This is a genomic window from Paenibacillus sp. RC84, assembly GCF_041260495.1.
GTDB lineage: Bacteria > Bacillota > Bacilli > Paenibacillales > NBRC-103111 > Paenibacillus_F.
On the sequence record NZ_JBGBYL010000017.1, the window covers coordinates 46,229 to 61,213 of the forward strand.

A 14,985-nucleotide genomic window follows, 5' to 3' on the forward strand; every position below is an offset into this window, starting at 1 on the left:
CGACAAAAGATGAAACTTAAGATCAAGATTACAGACAGAAAACAAAAGAGAGAATGGAGCGTTGCCCCGATGAATCAATGGTTTACCAAAACAGCTCAAATGCTGTGCTTGACGCTGATGCTTTCAGCTCTAATGCCGATTCTTGCTTCTGCACAAACAAGTTATTCCGGTGTCTCCTTCAACAACGGAACGGTGAAAGGTTCCGTATACTTAGACCACAAAAACGGCGATGAAACAGAATTGCTCCTCTACGGCCCGAGCGGTCAATACGTGGGAGTAGTCAAAGCTACTTATGCAAATTATTTCGATGAAGCAAAACAGCAGTATAAATACGATTTCCAAACGGTTGTCGACTCCGCTTACCGTTATGTTAAATTACACTCGGTAGTGGACTCCGTGTACGAAACCGTTGAAAACGCCGCGTATAACAATGGTAACGACAATGATTCCGATAACGGTTCCACTACTCCGGGCGGAAGCACAGGCGGCGGCAATGGTGGAGGCGTGACCACTCCCGGTGACGGAAGCACAGCCGTGAATTCCATTAAAGCGGGCCCTGACGGCTCTCTAGACGCGCAGGCGTTGAAAGATGCCCTTGCCAAAGGCGACACGCTGGAGATTGTTCTAAACGGGGATATGGTAAATATCCCGGCATGGGTGCTGAAAGAGAGCGGCGACAATAAGCAGATTACGGTCAGAAACGGCAGCGCCGTTTATTATGTACCGCTTGCGACGATTAACTACGACTCCCTTGCCTCCTCTCTAAGCGTTGGAGCAAGTGACCTTTACATCCGTGTTACCGTGAAGTTCGTTTCCGAAAGCATGCGCAGCACGATGCAGACGGAAGCGGCTGCAATGGGCGGTAAAATCATCGGTACTCCGGCTGATTTTAACCTGGAAGCAGCTACTTCCGCCGGTAAGACAACCATGGTCAACACCAGTAATGTGTACGTGCCTCGCAGCCTGAACTTCGACACCGTGCTGAATCAGGCAAAAACGACGGCTTTCCTGTATAACGAAACGACTAAAACCATGACGTTCGTTCCCGCTTTCTACTCGTTTAGCGACGGCAAAACAGACGTAATGGTGAAGCGTCAAGGCAACAGTATTTACGGTGTACTGGAGCTTAACAAGACCTTCTCGGACATCAAGGGACACTGGGCGGAATCGAACATTACGATGCTGGCCAACAAGCTCGTTGTGGACGGTGTGACGAACACAACCTTCCAGCCGGACCGCAGTGTAACCCGCGCTGAATTCGCAGCGATGCTCGTCCGTTCTCTGGGCATTCAAAATACGGGCGGATCCTCCACGTTTAAAGATGTAGCTTCCAACCAGTGGTATGCGGACGTAGTAGCAACGGCAGCCAAGCTTAAGCTGGTGGACGGCTATGAAGACGGTACGTTCCGTCCGAACAACCAGATTACCCGTGAAGAGCTTTCGGCTATGGTCGTTCGCGCTCTTAGCTACGCTGGGGTAAACACCAGCACGGAAATCACTAAGGGACAAGCCATGCTGACTAAGTTCAAAGATTCCCATACGATCGTCTGGGCTAAAGATGAAATTGCTGCGGCACTCAGCCTCGGTATCATCGACGGCATGACTTCGACTACGATTGAGCCTCTCCAGCAGGCTACACGCGCACAAAGCGCAACGATGCTGAAGCGTTTCCTGACGGCGGCTAAATTTATCTAAGCAATAAAAAAGAAAGTTCCTTTTCAGGAACTTTCTTTTTTTTCTTTTGACTTTGGACTACTCCACTTTCAACTTGATCTTCTTGCCAGTAAATCCGCCGCTTGCTTCCAGAACAAAGCCTTTAGCGTCTGCAGGTACGTCAAACACTACATAACCGGTAGCGGAAAGGCCCGGGTTCAGCTTTTTCAAAAAGAAAGAGTCTTTTTTATCTTTAACGGAAGATTCCAAAGCAATTAGTGCTTCTGTGGAGTAAGTAAACTCACGTTTTTGATCATCTATCAGTTTAAAACTGTTGCCATCGATCGTAATGGCGTCTTTTTGATTGTTTGTAAGGGGAACTTTCACAATTTTAAAAGCACCTTGCGCTTTAGCTTTACTCATTTTTTATAGGTCTATAGTCACAAAAAAAAGACCGCCTCTGTACCCGGCAGTCTAATTCGTATCTTCTTCCCGCTGGGGCACTTTCCAGTTGGTCTTGTCAATCTTCTTCTGCAAAAAGAAATGGCCTACGGCCAGCAGCAGATTGCTGATCAAGGGAATTATTCCTTTGATGATTTCCGTCATCCCTACGCGCCTCCTCTGCTTTCTTACTCCTTTTATTATACCAGAAAAACCCATATGGGATTCAATGAAACCCGCCTCGTTACTTTATCACTTTTATTCCTTACGCGAAATTTCCCGTTATCGTTCCACTTATGCGACGAAGAGTAGTGAGTTCAACTCAACAAAAAAGCAGACTTCCCGATTTCTCGAAAAAGTCTGCTCCGGACTATAGCATACCGTGCTCAACGAGCAGCACCGCGGCAGCCTCTATCCCTAAACTTCCAAAGCATGCATGTACATGCTTTCCCCGCTTTTGAATACATGGGTTACTCGACGAAAAGCAGAGAAATCCGCTTCGGGATCACCTTCAAGGAGAATGATATCGGCCCATTTCCCGATCTCCAAGCTGCCGGTCTCCCCTTCGATGCCGAGCGCTTCGGCAGCCATGTAGGTAGCGGCGTGTATGACCTCTTGCAGGGACATGCCTTCTTCTTTCATAAGCTCAAGCTCCGTTGCAAAATCTCCATGCAGGTTAAACGGGGTACCCGCATCTGTACCGGCGGCAATTTTTATTTTCTCTTTATGTGCCTTGCGAAAGCTCTCACGATGGGGAATCATGGCTTCCTCATTTTTTCTTACCGCAAACTCGGGTATGCCGGCAGCCGTTCCATTCTTTACAATCTGATAGGGAGCCGCCAGTGTCGGGACGAGATACGTGTTACGGTCTTTCATCAATTGGATCGCTTCATCATCCAGCTCGACTCCGTGCTCAATCGTTGTCACGCCTGCACGAATCGCATTTTTGATCCCCTCGTTGCCTTGGGCATGTGCGGCTGTTCGTTTTCCTGCCTCTTTGGCAACTTGGCAAGCGACAGCTAATTCTTCTTCAGTTAGTTGGGAAGCTCCTGCCTTTACCCCGGGTGTTAGTCCACCGCCTGTAGCCATGAGCTTAAGAAAGTCGGCCCCTTCTTTTATCTTGCTCCTCGCTGTTTTTCGAACTTCCTCGATGCCATCTACCTCTGTACCGAACATATGGCAGTGGCCGCCTGTCATCGTAATCGGTTGACCGCAAGCAAAGATCCTCGGGCCTTTTACAATCCCTTCTTCAATCGCTTTTCGCAGTTCAATATCTATATTGTATTTGGAGCCACAATTTCTAACGGTGACTACGCCTGATTGAATCTGTTTCCCTGCACTAACAAGTGCGCGATAGGCAGCAATACCAGCCGAATCCGCGATTGTTTTGCCCATGGAATCGGGACTGCCATCCATTGTCAAATGAACATGCAAGTCAATGAGACCAGGTAGTGCGGTTAAACCTGTGCCATCAATGACCAGATCAGCTTGACTCGTCAGATCATAGGTACCTAATCCAAGAATTCCGGTTTCATCAAAAAGGATATTGGCGCCTTCCGTTTTGTTGCCTCGTCCGTTATATAAAGTGACATTCCGAATGTAGGTTTTCATGTTAAGCCCCCTTATCTAAGCCAACGTTATTCATATGAATAGCTTGTTTGCGTGTAAGCATGCTGACGAGGATTAACGCTGCAGTATTTAGAAGTACGGCGATGAACCCGATATTTAATTCTTGAATGGCTTGCGGCAAACCTGGGAATAGCTGAGCTATCGTAAGGTCGTTCAGTGTAATAATGATGACAGTGAGAACACCGACGAGCATTCCGGCTGCAGCGCCTTGCTTGGTGAAGAATCTCTTATTGACCAGAGAAGCGAGTAAGGGCGGGAATAATTGGGTTACAAAATTATAGCCCATCAGGAGCAGGGTCATGATCGTGCTGCTGTTGAAAATGGCGTAAAACATGCAAACGAGAGCGATAATCGGAACGATCATCTTGGCAACTCTGCTAAGCCCCGCATCTGTGGTTGCAGGAAAGATTACTTGGTAGATGTTTTTCGCGATAGCTGTAGAAGCAGCCATGAGCAGCAAGGAGCCGGGAACGACCCCTGTTAATAATCCTGCAGCTCCGATTAATCCAACGAGCCAAGGGTCGAACGTTTGGATCGATATTTTTAACAGCGCCAAATCTCCATTGGGACCGGTTAATCCGGGGACCTGTAAGATAGCCGTGAACCCAACGATTAATACGAATGGCAGCATCAGTGTATAAAGGGGCATGATGATCGTATTTTTCTTAAATACGTTCGTGCTTTTCGCGGAAAAATAAGCTGCGAAAGTATGGGGCCACATGCTGAAGCCGATCACAGTGAGCAAGGTTGTCGAAATGAACCAAGAGAAGGATAACCCCTTTTCAGGAATAAGCAAAAAGTTCGGTTTCGCTTCATTCACTGCCTCAAACATCGATTGAATACCGCCATAATAGTGGTAGGGAAGATAAATACCTAAAAAGAGAACGATTATAAAGATTAATATATCTTTCATGACTGCCGTCCAAGCCGATCCATGAATACCGGAAACGCTTACATAAACCGTGATGACGATGGTAGAGATGACAATGGCAAGAGAGGGCGAAATCGAACCATATGAAGCTGCGGATACGATAATCCCCAATCCTTTAAATTGCAAAATCAGATACGGTATGAGTGCCAAGACACCTACAATCGCTACCAATACACCTAAACCTTTGCTTTTGTATTTGATGGCAAAAAAATCAGATTGTGAAACGAGTTTGTGCTCTTTTGCATATCTCCAAATCGGCGGCAGCAGCCAATACCCCAGTAAATAGCTTAAGGAAGAGGTACAGAGGATATAAAATGCGGGGCCGCCTTTGGAGTAGGACCAACCGCTTGTCCCAAGGAAAGTAGAAGTGGTGTAAATCTCCCCGGCGAGTAATAGAAAAACGAATACGGTGCCAAATCCCCGTCCCCCTACAGCCCATTGTTCCATATTCATATCTTTTCCTCTTCTCGCCATTAACCCGAGAAAGAGAGACAGCAAAAGAAACCCAAGCATAATGAGCAGAGCCGTATTCATTAGTCATCGCCCTCCTTATCGAGCAATCCGTTTGATTTATCCAGCTGATAAATTACCAGCATCGTAAGCGAAGAGAGAACAATCCACAGCAAGATCCAAAAGAGCAGGAAAGGCAATCCTAATACGTAAGGAGTAACTTGATTAAAGACAACGGCACCTCCGAGCATTCCAATAAACGGAATGATAACCAGCCAATAATAATTTCTCATTCTAGTTAACCCCCTCAAGCTTTTTCCATGATCAGAATCAGCACTCAGCAGAATTGGTATGAACGAGTCGCCCTCCTTTATAGACCCGCTTGATTCTCGCTTTATCTTGAAGGATTTTGATATCAAGCAGCGGATTCCCGTCGACGACGATCATATCTGCGATTTTCCCCGTCTCAATGACCCCTAGTTCCGTTAAACGAAGGGCTTCTGCGGCTACTTGCGTAGCACTTTTAATCGCATCCATTTCAGACAAACCGTTTCTCACGAGACATTCCAGTTCATACGCATTTTCCCCGTGATAATTAAAAGGGGTTCCCGCATCCGTACCCGCGACAATCTTGACGCCTGCCGCAATCGCCTTTTGTAAATTGGCTTCATGGGCAGTTTGGTAGTATTCCACTTTTTTAAGATGGTGTTCGGGGACTCCACCCGCTCTGCCGTATTTAATCGTTTTAAAAGCAGAGAGTGTAGGGACAAGATAAGCGTTTTTCTCCAAAAAGAGTTCAATCCCTTGATCGTCTAAGAATGTCCCATGCTCAATAGTTCGAACACCGGCTTTCAAAGCATTATGAATCCCCTCTACACCAATGGCATGGGCGGCTGTGACTTTCTCGAATTTCACCGCTTCTTCTACGGCAGCTTGCATTTCCTGAATGGTTAATTGGGCGATCGTTCCCGGACCAGGTGACATTCCTCCGCCCGTAGCCATCATTTTAATGTTGTCGGCACCCAGCTTTAACTGCTCTCGAGCAGCTCTTCTTGCTTGGTCGACACCGTCCAATACGATGCCGATTCCATCCACACTTACTCCTTCAGGAAACATATCTCCGTGCCCGCCTGTTATGGTCAATGCTTTTCCGCTGGCAAAAATGGTGGGTCCGACGATGATTCCTTGTTCGACTGCCTTTTTAATGGCGATATCAATATGCCCCTTTTCGCCCATTGTGCGAAGTGTCGTAAATCCTGCTTCGAGCGAGCGTTTGGCTCTTTCTACCCCTTTAATTGCGGCGAACGCCGGTGTATCCATGACCATGTCGGTGAAGGTGCTCGGCTCGCCTGCCATACACAGATGCACGTGTGTATCAATCATTCCCGGCATCAAGGTCATGCCTTTTAGATCGAACAGCTCCGCATCACCGGCTTGTTGCACGATGGTTTCATCGTATAAGCCAACATACGTGATTCTCTCGTTTTCCACCATTACTAGAGCTTCTTTTTGTACCGTGTTACTTTTTCCGTCTATGAGCAATGCGTTCTTGAAAATTTTCTGGTTAGCCATCTAGCATTTCTCCCTTTTTCTTGATAATTAAGATTGGATTGCGCCGTAAAAGTAAGCGCATACAATTTAAAGAATAGCTGTATTTAGAACATGCCGATCGTATTATAAATCATACACTTTCCCCCTACATATCGGTAACCAAACAAATGATTCCAAACTTGATCGGTACAAAGTCTTTTTCAGTGAGCATCATCTCTTCCATTGTTCAAATTTAGACGCCTGCAAATTGCGATTTCAGTTCATACAGCGTATCAATTGCAATAGCCACTTCTTCTTTTTTATTATAAAAATGGGGTGCAATCCGAATGACATCATTGCGCGCCGACACAATAACTCCTCTTTCCCTCATTTTCATTTCGATCAGGGATGCGTTCGGGCAATGAAATGCCGTATTCGCTGCTTTTCGCTGGAGATCTAGCGGGCTTGCGATGGTTAATCCCTTTTCTTGTCCATAAGAAATGGCAAAGCTCGATAATTCGTTAAGATAGGACTCAATTCGATTGACACCTATCTGATTAATCAGTTCCAGCGCTGCATGAGCGGCGTAAGCGTTGATCATTGGAGGAGTTCCCGTATCAAAACGTCTTGTTCCTTCCGCATAATCCAGCGATTTAACATCAAACGAAAAAGGATCTATTCGGCCGAACCAGCCGGTAATGGAAGGCTGCAATTCACTGGCAAGTTCTTTCTTCACATATAGGAAGGCGATTCCCGGTATCCCCAGCAAGTACTTTTGAGCTCCTGCCGCAAGAAAATCTACGTCCATCTCCTTAACATCTATAGCAACACAACCCGCTGACTGATACGCATCAACAAATAGCCATGCCCCTTTATCGTGAACAATGGAGGAAATTTGTTTTAAATCTTGTTTAAGTCCATTATAATAAGCAGCATGCGACATAGAGACGATCAACGTTTGTTCATCCACACATTGATCATAAAATTCAATGGGAATCTCGTTGTTTTCACTTGGAACAAATGCGACTTGGGCCCCCCGAGATTGTTGAGCCAACCAGACGTGCCCGATTGAAGGGAAATCCATTTCGGTGGTCACGACTTTATTCCTGCGTGTTGTAAATTGCAGCGCGGATGCAACTGCCGCCGCCGCTAATGAAACGGACGGAAGCACCGCAATTTCATCGGGTGACGCATTAATCAGTGTGGCAAAAGATTGTTTAGCCATCTCTACCCGATGCACCCAGCCCGTCCAGTCCATGCCTTCTGCTAACCAACCGTCGGTATACTCTTTTATGGCCGCTTCCACTTGAAGGCTCATCGCGCTTTGCGAACAACTGGACAGCTGAATCTTGTTTTTCAATATCGGAAAATATTGTCTTTCCTTACCAAAAGGATAGTCCACAGAAATCGCTCGCTTTCAATTTATATTTGAGGAGAATGACTATGACCAAGATAGAAAGCGCTATCAATTCTTCGGTAACATCTTGGCTGGAGAGCTTGGCTTTTCATTGGCATCCGCTCCCTCAACTTGGACAAAAACTGGTTTTTCAAAAAAATGCTTTTATCTTCTTGGAAAATCAACCTGATGATTTTGTCTATCTGGTTCTGAACGGACGTATTCGATTATATGTGACCTCCCTTAACGGCGTCGAAAAAACGATCGCAATCATTGGAAAAAACGGAATGATTGGCGAAAACGGCATCTTTGATAACGTTGCATCGTACAACCATAGCGCTATTGCCGCCAGTAAAGCTACTTTAATTAAAATTGATCGAAAAAAACTCGAAGAAACGTTGAAAAGCAATTTTGAACTCACGCGACAAGTTTTGCTTTTGGTAAACTTAAAAATGAGAATCATGTCATCCCAATTATTGCAATTAAGCTCTTATTCCGCCATCCAGCGAATTTGTCACACGCTTTTACAGTTAGTTGATACGTACGGGTTAAAAAGCGGTGAAAAAGAGTTCATCGGAATCGGCTTCACACACCAAGAATTGGCCAATCTAGTGAGCACATCAAGGGTGACAGCGGCAAAAACCCTGAAAAAATTGGAACTAACCGGCGTCATTTCCAAACAAAACGGCAAGTACGTGATTGAAGACAAGGCGCGCTTGATTTCTTTAGGAACCACTCACAATTAATTGGGTATGCCTTCATTTTATTAATTACTTACTAAATATTCTGTAAAGTAGTTTACAAGATATAAAATTTCTCACATCTAATCAACATTTTTTAAAACCTTATCCATACAGGATGAAAAAGACGCACGTAAAAGGCCTCTCAGATATGAACTCTGAGAGGCCTTTTTAACAGATCTAGTCAAGCGGTCTTCCCCTTGCGGGAAACCTTAATGCACAAGGCTTTATCCTCTGCGCTATTCGAATAATTAATGACCACCTTGGCCCCCAATTCCGATAACCGCTCGGCAATGCCGCGTCCAATTCCTCTAGAAGATCCGGTGATCAACGCTACTTTTCCATTCAATGAATTCATGTCTAATTCCTCCAGCTTTCTTGTGTATTGGTGTGTAATTAAGTTGGGTGATTGATTGTTCAAAATTTAACACTTAGAATTCTAATAGTCAATATATTTTTATTCGACTTCTATCCGTATCCTAACTAGGATTTTGCAAACATATTGATCGTTCAGCAAGCCCTAACTAACCACCGGTTCCGTTGACACTATTCATTCATTCTTATATAGTTTTATTACTTACAATTAGAAATTTAATCGTTAGACAGGAGGAGTCCAGCATGGATACCAACCCCGGCACCCCGTTTCTGGAAATGCTGCAGCTTATCGGACTTAAATTAAAGAAACAAGCCGATGAGAGCATTAAAGAACTGGGCTTGAATTCTCAGCAGGGAAAATTAATAGCCTTCATCCATGAACATCAGGAGCAAGGCCTTATTCAGAAAGATCTCTCCGAACGTTTCCATGTGCGCGGAGCAAGCATCACAAGCATGCTTCAGGGACTTGAGAAGAAGGGATATATCGAACGGAAGATCCCCGCTCATAACGAACGGCAGAAGAACATCTACGTTCTGCCCAAGGGCCTTGCCTTGATCAATGACTTCGAACTATCCTTCCAACGAGTAGAAGAGAAGATCGTTCAGAATCTCAACGAAGACGATCAGCAAGTTCTTCAACAACTTTTGACGAAGATCAATCAAAATCTGTAGTCAATGTTGAGATTATCCCCAGACAAATGCAACTTGAATACAAATTTCGCTGGGAGATGACGCGCCCGAAAGCCAGCACCTATTTTTTCCGATATACTCCTGCACTTTCCATGACTGCCCAACTCCCTTGGATTCCATCTAACGCAGCATTTCATAACAAGTGCTTCGTTGTGGTCGGGAAAGAGCGGGTTTCGGCGGTTGGCGTTTCATCGGGTAAACCGATCATGACACAAACCACAATGTTTTTTTGATGCACGTCCATACCTGCACAATGGGTAACAATCGCTTCCCAAATCAATCTTCCTCTCAAATGGTTGTACCCAAGATAGGTGGATTTGCTTAAAGAGAACCATTTTTCCGTGCGTGATCTTCGCTGTCCTCTCGGACAGGAGTCAACATGGAGGGCTTTGGACCCGTAGCGTACTTCCATCGTACAGAGGCGCTCCTTTTTTTACAAAGCTGAAATTTATCCATCTACAGGAATCTAACGCAGAACGATAGTTAAACAGTGAAGGGCTGCCGCGTGGCAGCCCTTCGCCCCGCTAACGGGCAGGTTAGTTGAGTCGGAATTCCTAACTAAACTTGAATCATTAACTTGTCGATACATTCGTAGATACCTAAATTTACCGGATGGGGTGGCAGAATTGAAGGCAAAAATTATTATCACTTTTTTATTTATTTTTTCACTAGCATCTATGCCCGATGTAGGAGCAGCGAACATAGGAAACTTAAAAGACATTTCCGGGCATTGGGCTGAAGCGCAAATCAAATCAGCAGTCGTTAAAGGTTATGTAAATGGTTATCAAGATGGAACTTTCAAGCCTGAAGCTCCTGTGAGTGGAGAAGAGTTTTTGGCTATGATGGTGCGAGCGTTAAAAATCCCCATCGAATCCCAGCTCTCGGAGGAATCTTGGTTTTCCCCAATTTACAAATCGGCAGGTAAAAGCGGTATTTATCAGGGGGATTATCAGAAAGGATGGGATCAACCACTCACCCGTGGTGACATGGCATTGACTTTAGAGAGGGCTACTCGACAAAGGAGTTTTAAGCAATTGGTTGAATCGTCCCCACAAAGTAGGATACAGGACATCGATTCGATGCACAAAAATATGGAATCCAAACAAATGGTGTATGAATCGGTAAGGCGAGGGCTGATGACGGGCACAAGCTCTACCGAATTATCACTTGATTCCGCCACAACTCGTGCTCAGGCTGTAGTAGTTATTGAACGAGTCCTTTCTTATAATGCGGGGGAAAGTTTACCGATTGACCGACATACTTTGGAAGTCGCAGAAGTATTCTGGCATTCAACTAATCTGTTCACTGTTTGGTCGAATTTTCTCGGCATAGAAAATGCCAATAAATTTGATACGACAAAGTTACATATAGAGACCGATTTTTTCGTCGGTGACATTACCGGACTTTATATCATCGACGCTAATGACCCAGACTCACCATATTGGGATAAAATACAATATCCATTAAGTGAATTGTATAGAAATTCGTACAAAGAAGCTTATCCGGTAGAAGATATTAAAGATGCTTATTATATTGTTCACAGTATTTCTGAAAATGAAATAGAAAATTCTCAACATCGTGCACCCATAAATATCAACATACATGGGGTAGGAGAGGATCCTGTAACTTATTTCAATGCTGGGGACGTATCTGCCATGCGGGAAAGACTTGAGAATGGGTCATTTGAAGTAAAGGAAGTGCTCCTTTTAAGAAAGCATACTGTACCCAAGGTTGGCGAAGCGCAGCATCACATAAACGGCAAATATTTTGATTCAAAGGTAGCTGTTCGCATCTACATAGTGCCCAAATACAACGTTCTTGTAGACAAAATAACGATCGATGTTTCTTCAACTATGATTGGCGATCGTAAAAATCAACGAGTCTTGAATATATGGCCTACTGGCATTCGTACTTTGAAACCAAATGCTAGTGATGTTGAGCTATACATGTTGGAGGAATTAAATTAAATAGAATGATTTATTTAATAAAGAAAAGAAAACCCTCTGTACAATGCTAGGCAGAAATATTAAGCTCACGGGAAACGATAGTGCAATTATCAGAACTGGAGCAGGCGCCGCGGCGACCTGCTCCTGATCATTACAGGAGGTAACATATGAGTTCCATTCTAAAAGTTATAGAAAAGTTAAAGTTGAACGTCTTGAATGTTGAAGATGTTCCAGAGTCATTTAGTTCTGATGTATACAAACTTACTCTTGCCAGTGGAGAAAACGTGTTTGTAAAAATTCCATTTAACAAGGATAAACTATTCCGTGAATTTCAGATGCTTGAAACATAAAGGGTTGCGCGGCGGTATCTCCTGTTTGTGCTTATATTATGTGGTATGCGCGTGGAAGCGGATTGTTTTCTAATATTGTTTCGTCCCTTCCAATCACAGTATTGCCATTCTACTAGAAAATAGGCAATTCCGAAGCGACTTTGCTTGAAGCTTTGAAAGAGTGGATCAAGTTTAGGAGGTGATTTTTTTGTTAAGAAAAATTTGTATCATTTTCGTATTAGTTTTAAGCACCTTGACTCTCGGGTGTTCACAAGAGGAATCAAAACCATTAGTTATACCAAGCGAATATCAACATGCTAAGGAGATGCTCGATCATTTATACAATGAGGGGCTCAACATTCAAGAAATTCATAACTCTAAGTACACTGCATTCTTTAATACAAATCCTAATAACTCGATGTACATTAAAACAGATATGGGAATATTCGAACTTGTACATCTTGAACGTAAGAACGGCAAGGAAATAGATATTGTAGTACAGGAAGCTACTGATAATGGGGAATATAAATATGTAGTTTCAGAAAATGGTGTAGACCGACTATTAATCCTAGGCGCAGAAAACTATTTTAATAAATCGGACGAATACATTACTATTGCGAGAAATAAAGATTTAAATGATAAAATTAAACAAGCTCTAAAAGCTCAATAAACCTAATTGTATATTCGGGAATCGTGTGCATTGGCTCAATCCAAGCAAGTCTGTGCTACCCCTCTCCATGATTAAAGTTTGTTACGCTAACGGGAACGATAGTGCAATCACCGCCCGTATAAGAGGCGGTTTTCTTTTGCTCGAAAATCAACATTTAACAATAACAGAGCCTAAATAATAGAAGACACCTTAGAGCGATTTCCATCACTCTAAGGTGTCTTCGTTTTACACAATGTGGGCAAACCAGGTTTCTCCAAGGAGAAACCTTGCCACTACAGGCTTTGCAGCCTATCTTACATCATGCCGCCCATTTAACCATCAGTCTCACCCAAGCTCGTTGATGACCGTTTTCTTACTAAAATCAGCTTTTTTTTGTATTCATGCTGAATTTGTATCGTATGATTTCATATTCAATCGGAAAAAACGTGATTTTTTTGTGATTTTTTTGATTGCTCTACCTCGTATATATAATAGAAGAAACATGTTCATTATGCAATCAATTTTGCCCATATAATCCGGTCGTTTGGTTGTTTCCTCTTTCTTCTCTAGACTCGTTTCTTTTCTCCCACGCATATAAAATTACTATTTCTGATAATTTTTCACCAAAAATATATCCTTTTTCTTTAAGCCCTCCTAATGCCTTTTGTATGTCGTCCGCTGTATACCCCGACTTACGTCCCAGCTCAACGCGGCTTGGCATCCGTTTATTTATGGATGAGAAATTATACAGAATACGGAGAATTTTTCTTTCCATATCGGTTAGCATTTGGCGCCTCCAAAACAAACATTTGTTCCCATTATATATATAGATTTTTTTTCTTTCAATAGGCGATTACCTTATGTGAGTTACGCGTGATACAATTTACCCAACACCATGAATTTGTCTGCGAAGGAGGTACGTTTCTTTGGCGCTCCGTATTGGGAGAAGCCGTTTACCCGAACTCCTAAACAGTAAAGGTATGACACAAGCACAATTGGCCCAACGATTAAACCTTTCAGATTCCTTCATTTCTAAAGTCGTCCGTGGTGAGAAGCGCTTATCTTTGGTTAAAACCAGGGAAGCAGCAATAATCCTCAATTGTTATATGGATGACTTGTATGAATGGATTGACACCGAAGAAGGTAAGCGGTAGTGAGCAGATTTTCGCTCACTCCTACAAGCGTCATTGTACCTATGGGTCCACTTAAGTTACAATATATGTAATTTATCGGACGGGTGGACAATCATGAAAAAGAAAAAAAGACGACCAGACGACGGGGAAACAGGTAACTTAGTCATAATCTTGCTGTTTTATGCTTACATAATTGCAATTCTCCACATCGTTTTGATTGATGGAAATTTGAACTAACTGAAAGTCTCAAATCATATGGATATAATTCCCTGCATCTGATAAACTAGCATTTGTATTTTAAATATGATTTACGTTCATAGGGGGAGAAAATGAAGAAGATTCTTTTTGTATCCGTCGCCGCCTTGGTTTTAGCCGCTGGCTGCAGCTCGGAGCCAACGAAAAAAGCCGACGCAACTCCACAAGCAGAAACCACCACTAAACCGACCGAAGCACCCAAAACCGAAGCACCGGCAGCTTTGACAAAAGATGAAGTCGGAAAATTCGTTGAGTATTCCTCCAAACTAAAAGGCGGCACTTTTATTAAAACGGCCGATGTAAAAAATGGCAGTCAAGCGCAGGTCGACTATTTTGCAAACTATCAAGATTTCAAAAAAGCGAAGCCTGACTCCAACTTAAAAGAAGAAGATTTCAAAGGGTATTTTTCAACCGGCGATGCAGTGAATAAAATTCTAATGGAAGAATCCACTCGTTTGTTCAAGGAATTCCCGAATCTCGGTTCTGTCAACATCAATATTCCATTTGAAGGAAAGACCTCTTCTGTTGAGTTAGATAAAAAGAGTGTAGAGGATTTTTTCGGGGTTAAATTCGCGGAATTAAATGCAGATAAGAGTAACGAGAAATGGAAAGAACAGATTTCAAATAAACATTTCACTAAGCAAGGACGAGAACAATTTGTTCAGAAGTTCGTCAAAGTGAAATAAGAATAGACCCCCGGCCTAATGGCGCGGGGGCTTTATTTTATACATTATTTTGCTTTGGGTTTATTATACTGCATCCAGGCGGCCTCAATCGTCGCAAGCAGCTTTTGCCGGTCCGCATTAATCCCGCGCCGCTGCAGCTCCTTGGCCGCATA

17 protein-coding genes and 1 pseudogene are annotated in these 14,985 nt (G+C 43.5%); 8 read left to right on the top strand and 10 right to left on the bottom strand.

What is annotated here, in order from left to right; genetic code table 11:
- Positions 1 to 69: 69 nt before the first annotated feature.
- Complete coding sequence (locus ABH899_RS27630) at positions 70 to 1,695, top strand: S-layer homology domain-containing protein (RefSeq protein ID WP_370002032.1); 1,626 nt, start codon at positions 70 to 72, stop codon at positions 1,693 to 1,695.
- 57 nt (positions 1,696 to 1,752) lie between these two features.
- Here the strand turns inward: ABH899_RS27630 and ABH899_RS27635 are convergent.
- From ABH899_RS27635 to ABH899_RS27665, 7 genes and pseudogenes are all read right to left on the bottom strand, one after another.
- A pseudogene (locus ABH899_RS27635) lies at positions 1,753 to 2,070 on the bottom strand (DUF4352 domain-containing protein); the annotation flags it as partial.
- 57 nt (positions 2,071 to 2,127) lie between these two features.
- On the bottom strand, positions 2,128 to 2,259 hold the full coding sequence (locus ABH899_RS27640; protein WP_370002034.1) for a hypothetical protein: 132 nt from the start codon (positions 2,257 to 2,259) through the stop codon (positions 2,128 to 2,130).
- Positions 2,260 to 2,511: 252 nt separating this feature from the next.
- Positions 2,512 to 3,705: a metal-dependent hydrolase family protein gene (locus ABH899_RS27645; protein WP_370002036.1), complete on the bottom strand. Its 1,194-nt coding sequence runs from the start codon at positions 3,703 to 3,705 to the stop codon at positions 2,512 to 2,514.
- Position 3,706: 1 nt separating this feature from the next.
- Positions 3,707 to 5,188, bottom strand: coding sequence for a sodium:solute symporter family protein (locus ABH899_RS27650; protein WP_370002037.1), 1,482 nt, complete (start codon positions 5,186 to 5,188; stop codon positions 3,707 to 3,709).
- Positions 5,188 to 5,397: a DUF3311 domain-containing protein gene (locus ABH899_RS27655; protein WP_009675199.1), complete on the bottom strand. Its 210-nt coding sequence runs from the start codon at positions 5,395 to 5,397 to the stop codon at positions 5,188 to 5,190. Before ABH899_RS27655 ends, ABH899_RS27650 begins: the two co-directional genes overlap by 1 nt.
- Before the next feature lie 37 nt (positions 5,398 to 5,434).
- On the bottom strand, positions 5,435 to 6,676 hold the full coding sequence (locus ABH899_RS27660) for a metal-dependent hydrolase family protein (RefSeq protein ID WP_370002039.1): 1,242 nt from the start codon (positions 6,674 to 6,676) through the stop codon (positions 5,435 to 5,437).
- Positions 6,677 to 6,887: 211 nt separating this feature from the next.
- Positions 6,888 to 8,036, bottom strand: a complete 1,149-nt coding sequence (locus ABH899_RS27665) for an aminotransferase class V-fold PLP-dependent enzyme (RefSeq protein WP_370002040.1) — start codon at positions 8,034 to 8,036, stop codon at positions 6,888 to 6,890.
- Between the two features lie 41 nt (positions 8,037 to 8,077).
- Here ABH899_RS27665 and ABH899_RS27670 point away from each other — a divergent pair, with 41 nt between their 5' ends.
- Complete coding sequence (locus ABH899_RS27670; protein WP_009675171.1) at positions 8,078 to 8,776, top strand: Crp/Fnr family transcriptional regulator; 699 nt, start codon at positions 8,078 to 8,080, stop codon at positions 8,774 to 8,776.
- A gap of 178 nt (positions 8,777 to 8,954) precedes the next feature.
- On the opposite strand, the gene ABH899_RS27675 is transcribed toward ABH899_RS27670, so the two are convergent.
- Positions 8,955 to 9,128, bottom strand: a complete 174-nt coding sequence (locus tag ABH899_RS27675; RefSeq protein WP_370002042.1) for an SDR family NAD(P)-dependent oxidoreductase — start codon at positions 9,126 to 9,128, stop codon at positions 8,955 to 8,957.
- A gap of 260 nt (positions 9,129 to 9,388) precedes the next feature.
- On the opposite strand from ABH899_RS27675, the gene ABH899_RS27680 reads away from it, so the two are divergent.
- Positions 9,389 to 9,817: a MarR family winged helix-turn-helix transcriptional regulator gene (locus ABH899_RS27680; protein ID WP_370002044.1), complete on the top strand. Its 429-nt coding sequence runs from the start codon at positions 9,389 to 9,391 to the stop codon at positions 9,815 to 9,817.
- A 151-nt stretch (positions 9,818 to 9,968) separates the two neighbouring features.
- Here the strand turns inward: ABH899_RS27680 and ABH899_RS27685 are convergent, their stop codons facing one another.
- A complete protein-coding gene (locus ABH899_RS27685; RefSeq protein WP_370002045.1) occupies positions 9,969 to 10,247 on the bottom strand; it encodes a hypothetical protein in 279 nt (92 codons plus the stop codon).
- A gap of 214 nt (positions 10,248 to 10,461) precedes the next feature.
- Between ABH899_RS27685 and ABH899_RS27690 the strand changes: the two genes are divergently transcribed.
- From ABH899_RS27690 to ABH899_RS27700, 3 genes are all read left to right on the top strand, one after another.
- Positions 10,462 to 11,802, top strand: coding sequence for an S-layer homology domain-containing protein (locus ABH899_RS27690; RefSeq protein WP_370002047.1), 1,341 nt, complete (start codon positions 10,462 to 10,464; stop codon positions 11,800 to 11,802).
- Positions 11,803 to 11,948: 146 nt separating this feature from the next.
- A complete protein-coding gene (locus ABH899_RS27695; RefSeq protein ID WP_370002048.1) occupies positions 11,949 to 12,131 on the top strand; it encodes a hypothetical protein in 183 nt (60 codons plus the stop codon).
- A gap of 187 nt (positions 12,132 to 12,318) precedes the next feature.
- The gene (locus ABH899_RS27700) at positions 12,319 to 12,780 is read left to right on the top strand and encodes a hypothetical protein (protein ID WP_370002049.1); all 462 of its coding nucleotides are present in this window, start codon (positions 12,319 to 12,321) and stop codon (positions 12,778 to 12,780) included.
- A gap of 496 nt (positions 12,781 to 13,276) precedes the next feature.
- On the opposite strand, the gene ABH899_RS27705 is transcribed toward ABH899_RS27700, so the two are convergent.
- On the bottom strand, positions 13,277 to 13,546 hold the full coding sequence (locus ABH899_RS27705) for a LexA family transcriptional regulator (RefSeq protein ID WP_370002050.1): 270 nt from the start codon (positions 13,544 to 13,546) through the stop codon (positions 13,277 to 13,279).
- 139 nt (positions 13,547 to 13,685) lie between these two features.
- Between ABH899_RS27705 and ABH899_RS27710 the strand changes: the two genes are divergently transcribed.
- Both ABH899_RS27710 and ABH899_RS27715 read left to right on the top strand, forming a co-directional pair.
- The gene (locus tag ABH899_RS27710; RefSeq protein ID WP_370002052.1) at positions 13,686 to 13,913 is read left to right on the top strand and encodes a helix-turn-helix domain-containing protein; all 228 of its coding nucleotides are present in this window, start codon (positions 13,686 to 13,688) and stop codon (positions 13,911 to 13,913) included.
- A 308-nt stretch (positions 13,914 to 14,221) separates the two neighbouring features.
- The gene (locus ABH899_RS27715; protein WP_370002054.1) at positions 14,222 to 14,833 is read left to right on the top strand and encodes a hypothetical protein; all 612 of its coding nucleotides are present in this window, start codon (positions 14,222 to 14,224) and stop codon (positions 14,831 to 14,833) included.
- The last annotated feature ends 152 nt before the right edge of the window (positions 14,834 to 14,985 follow it).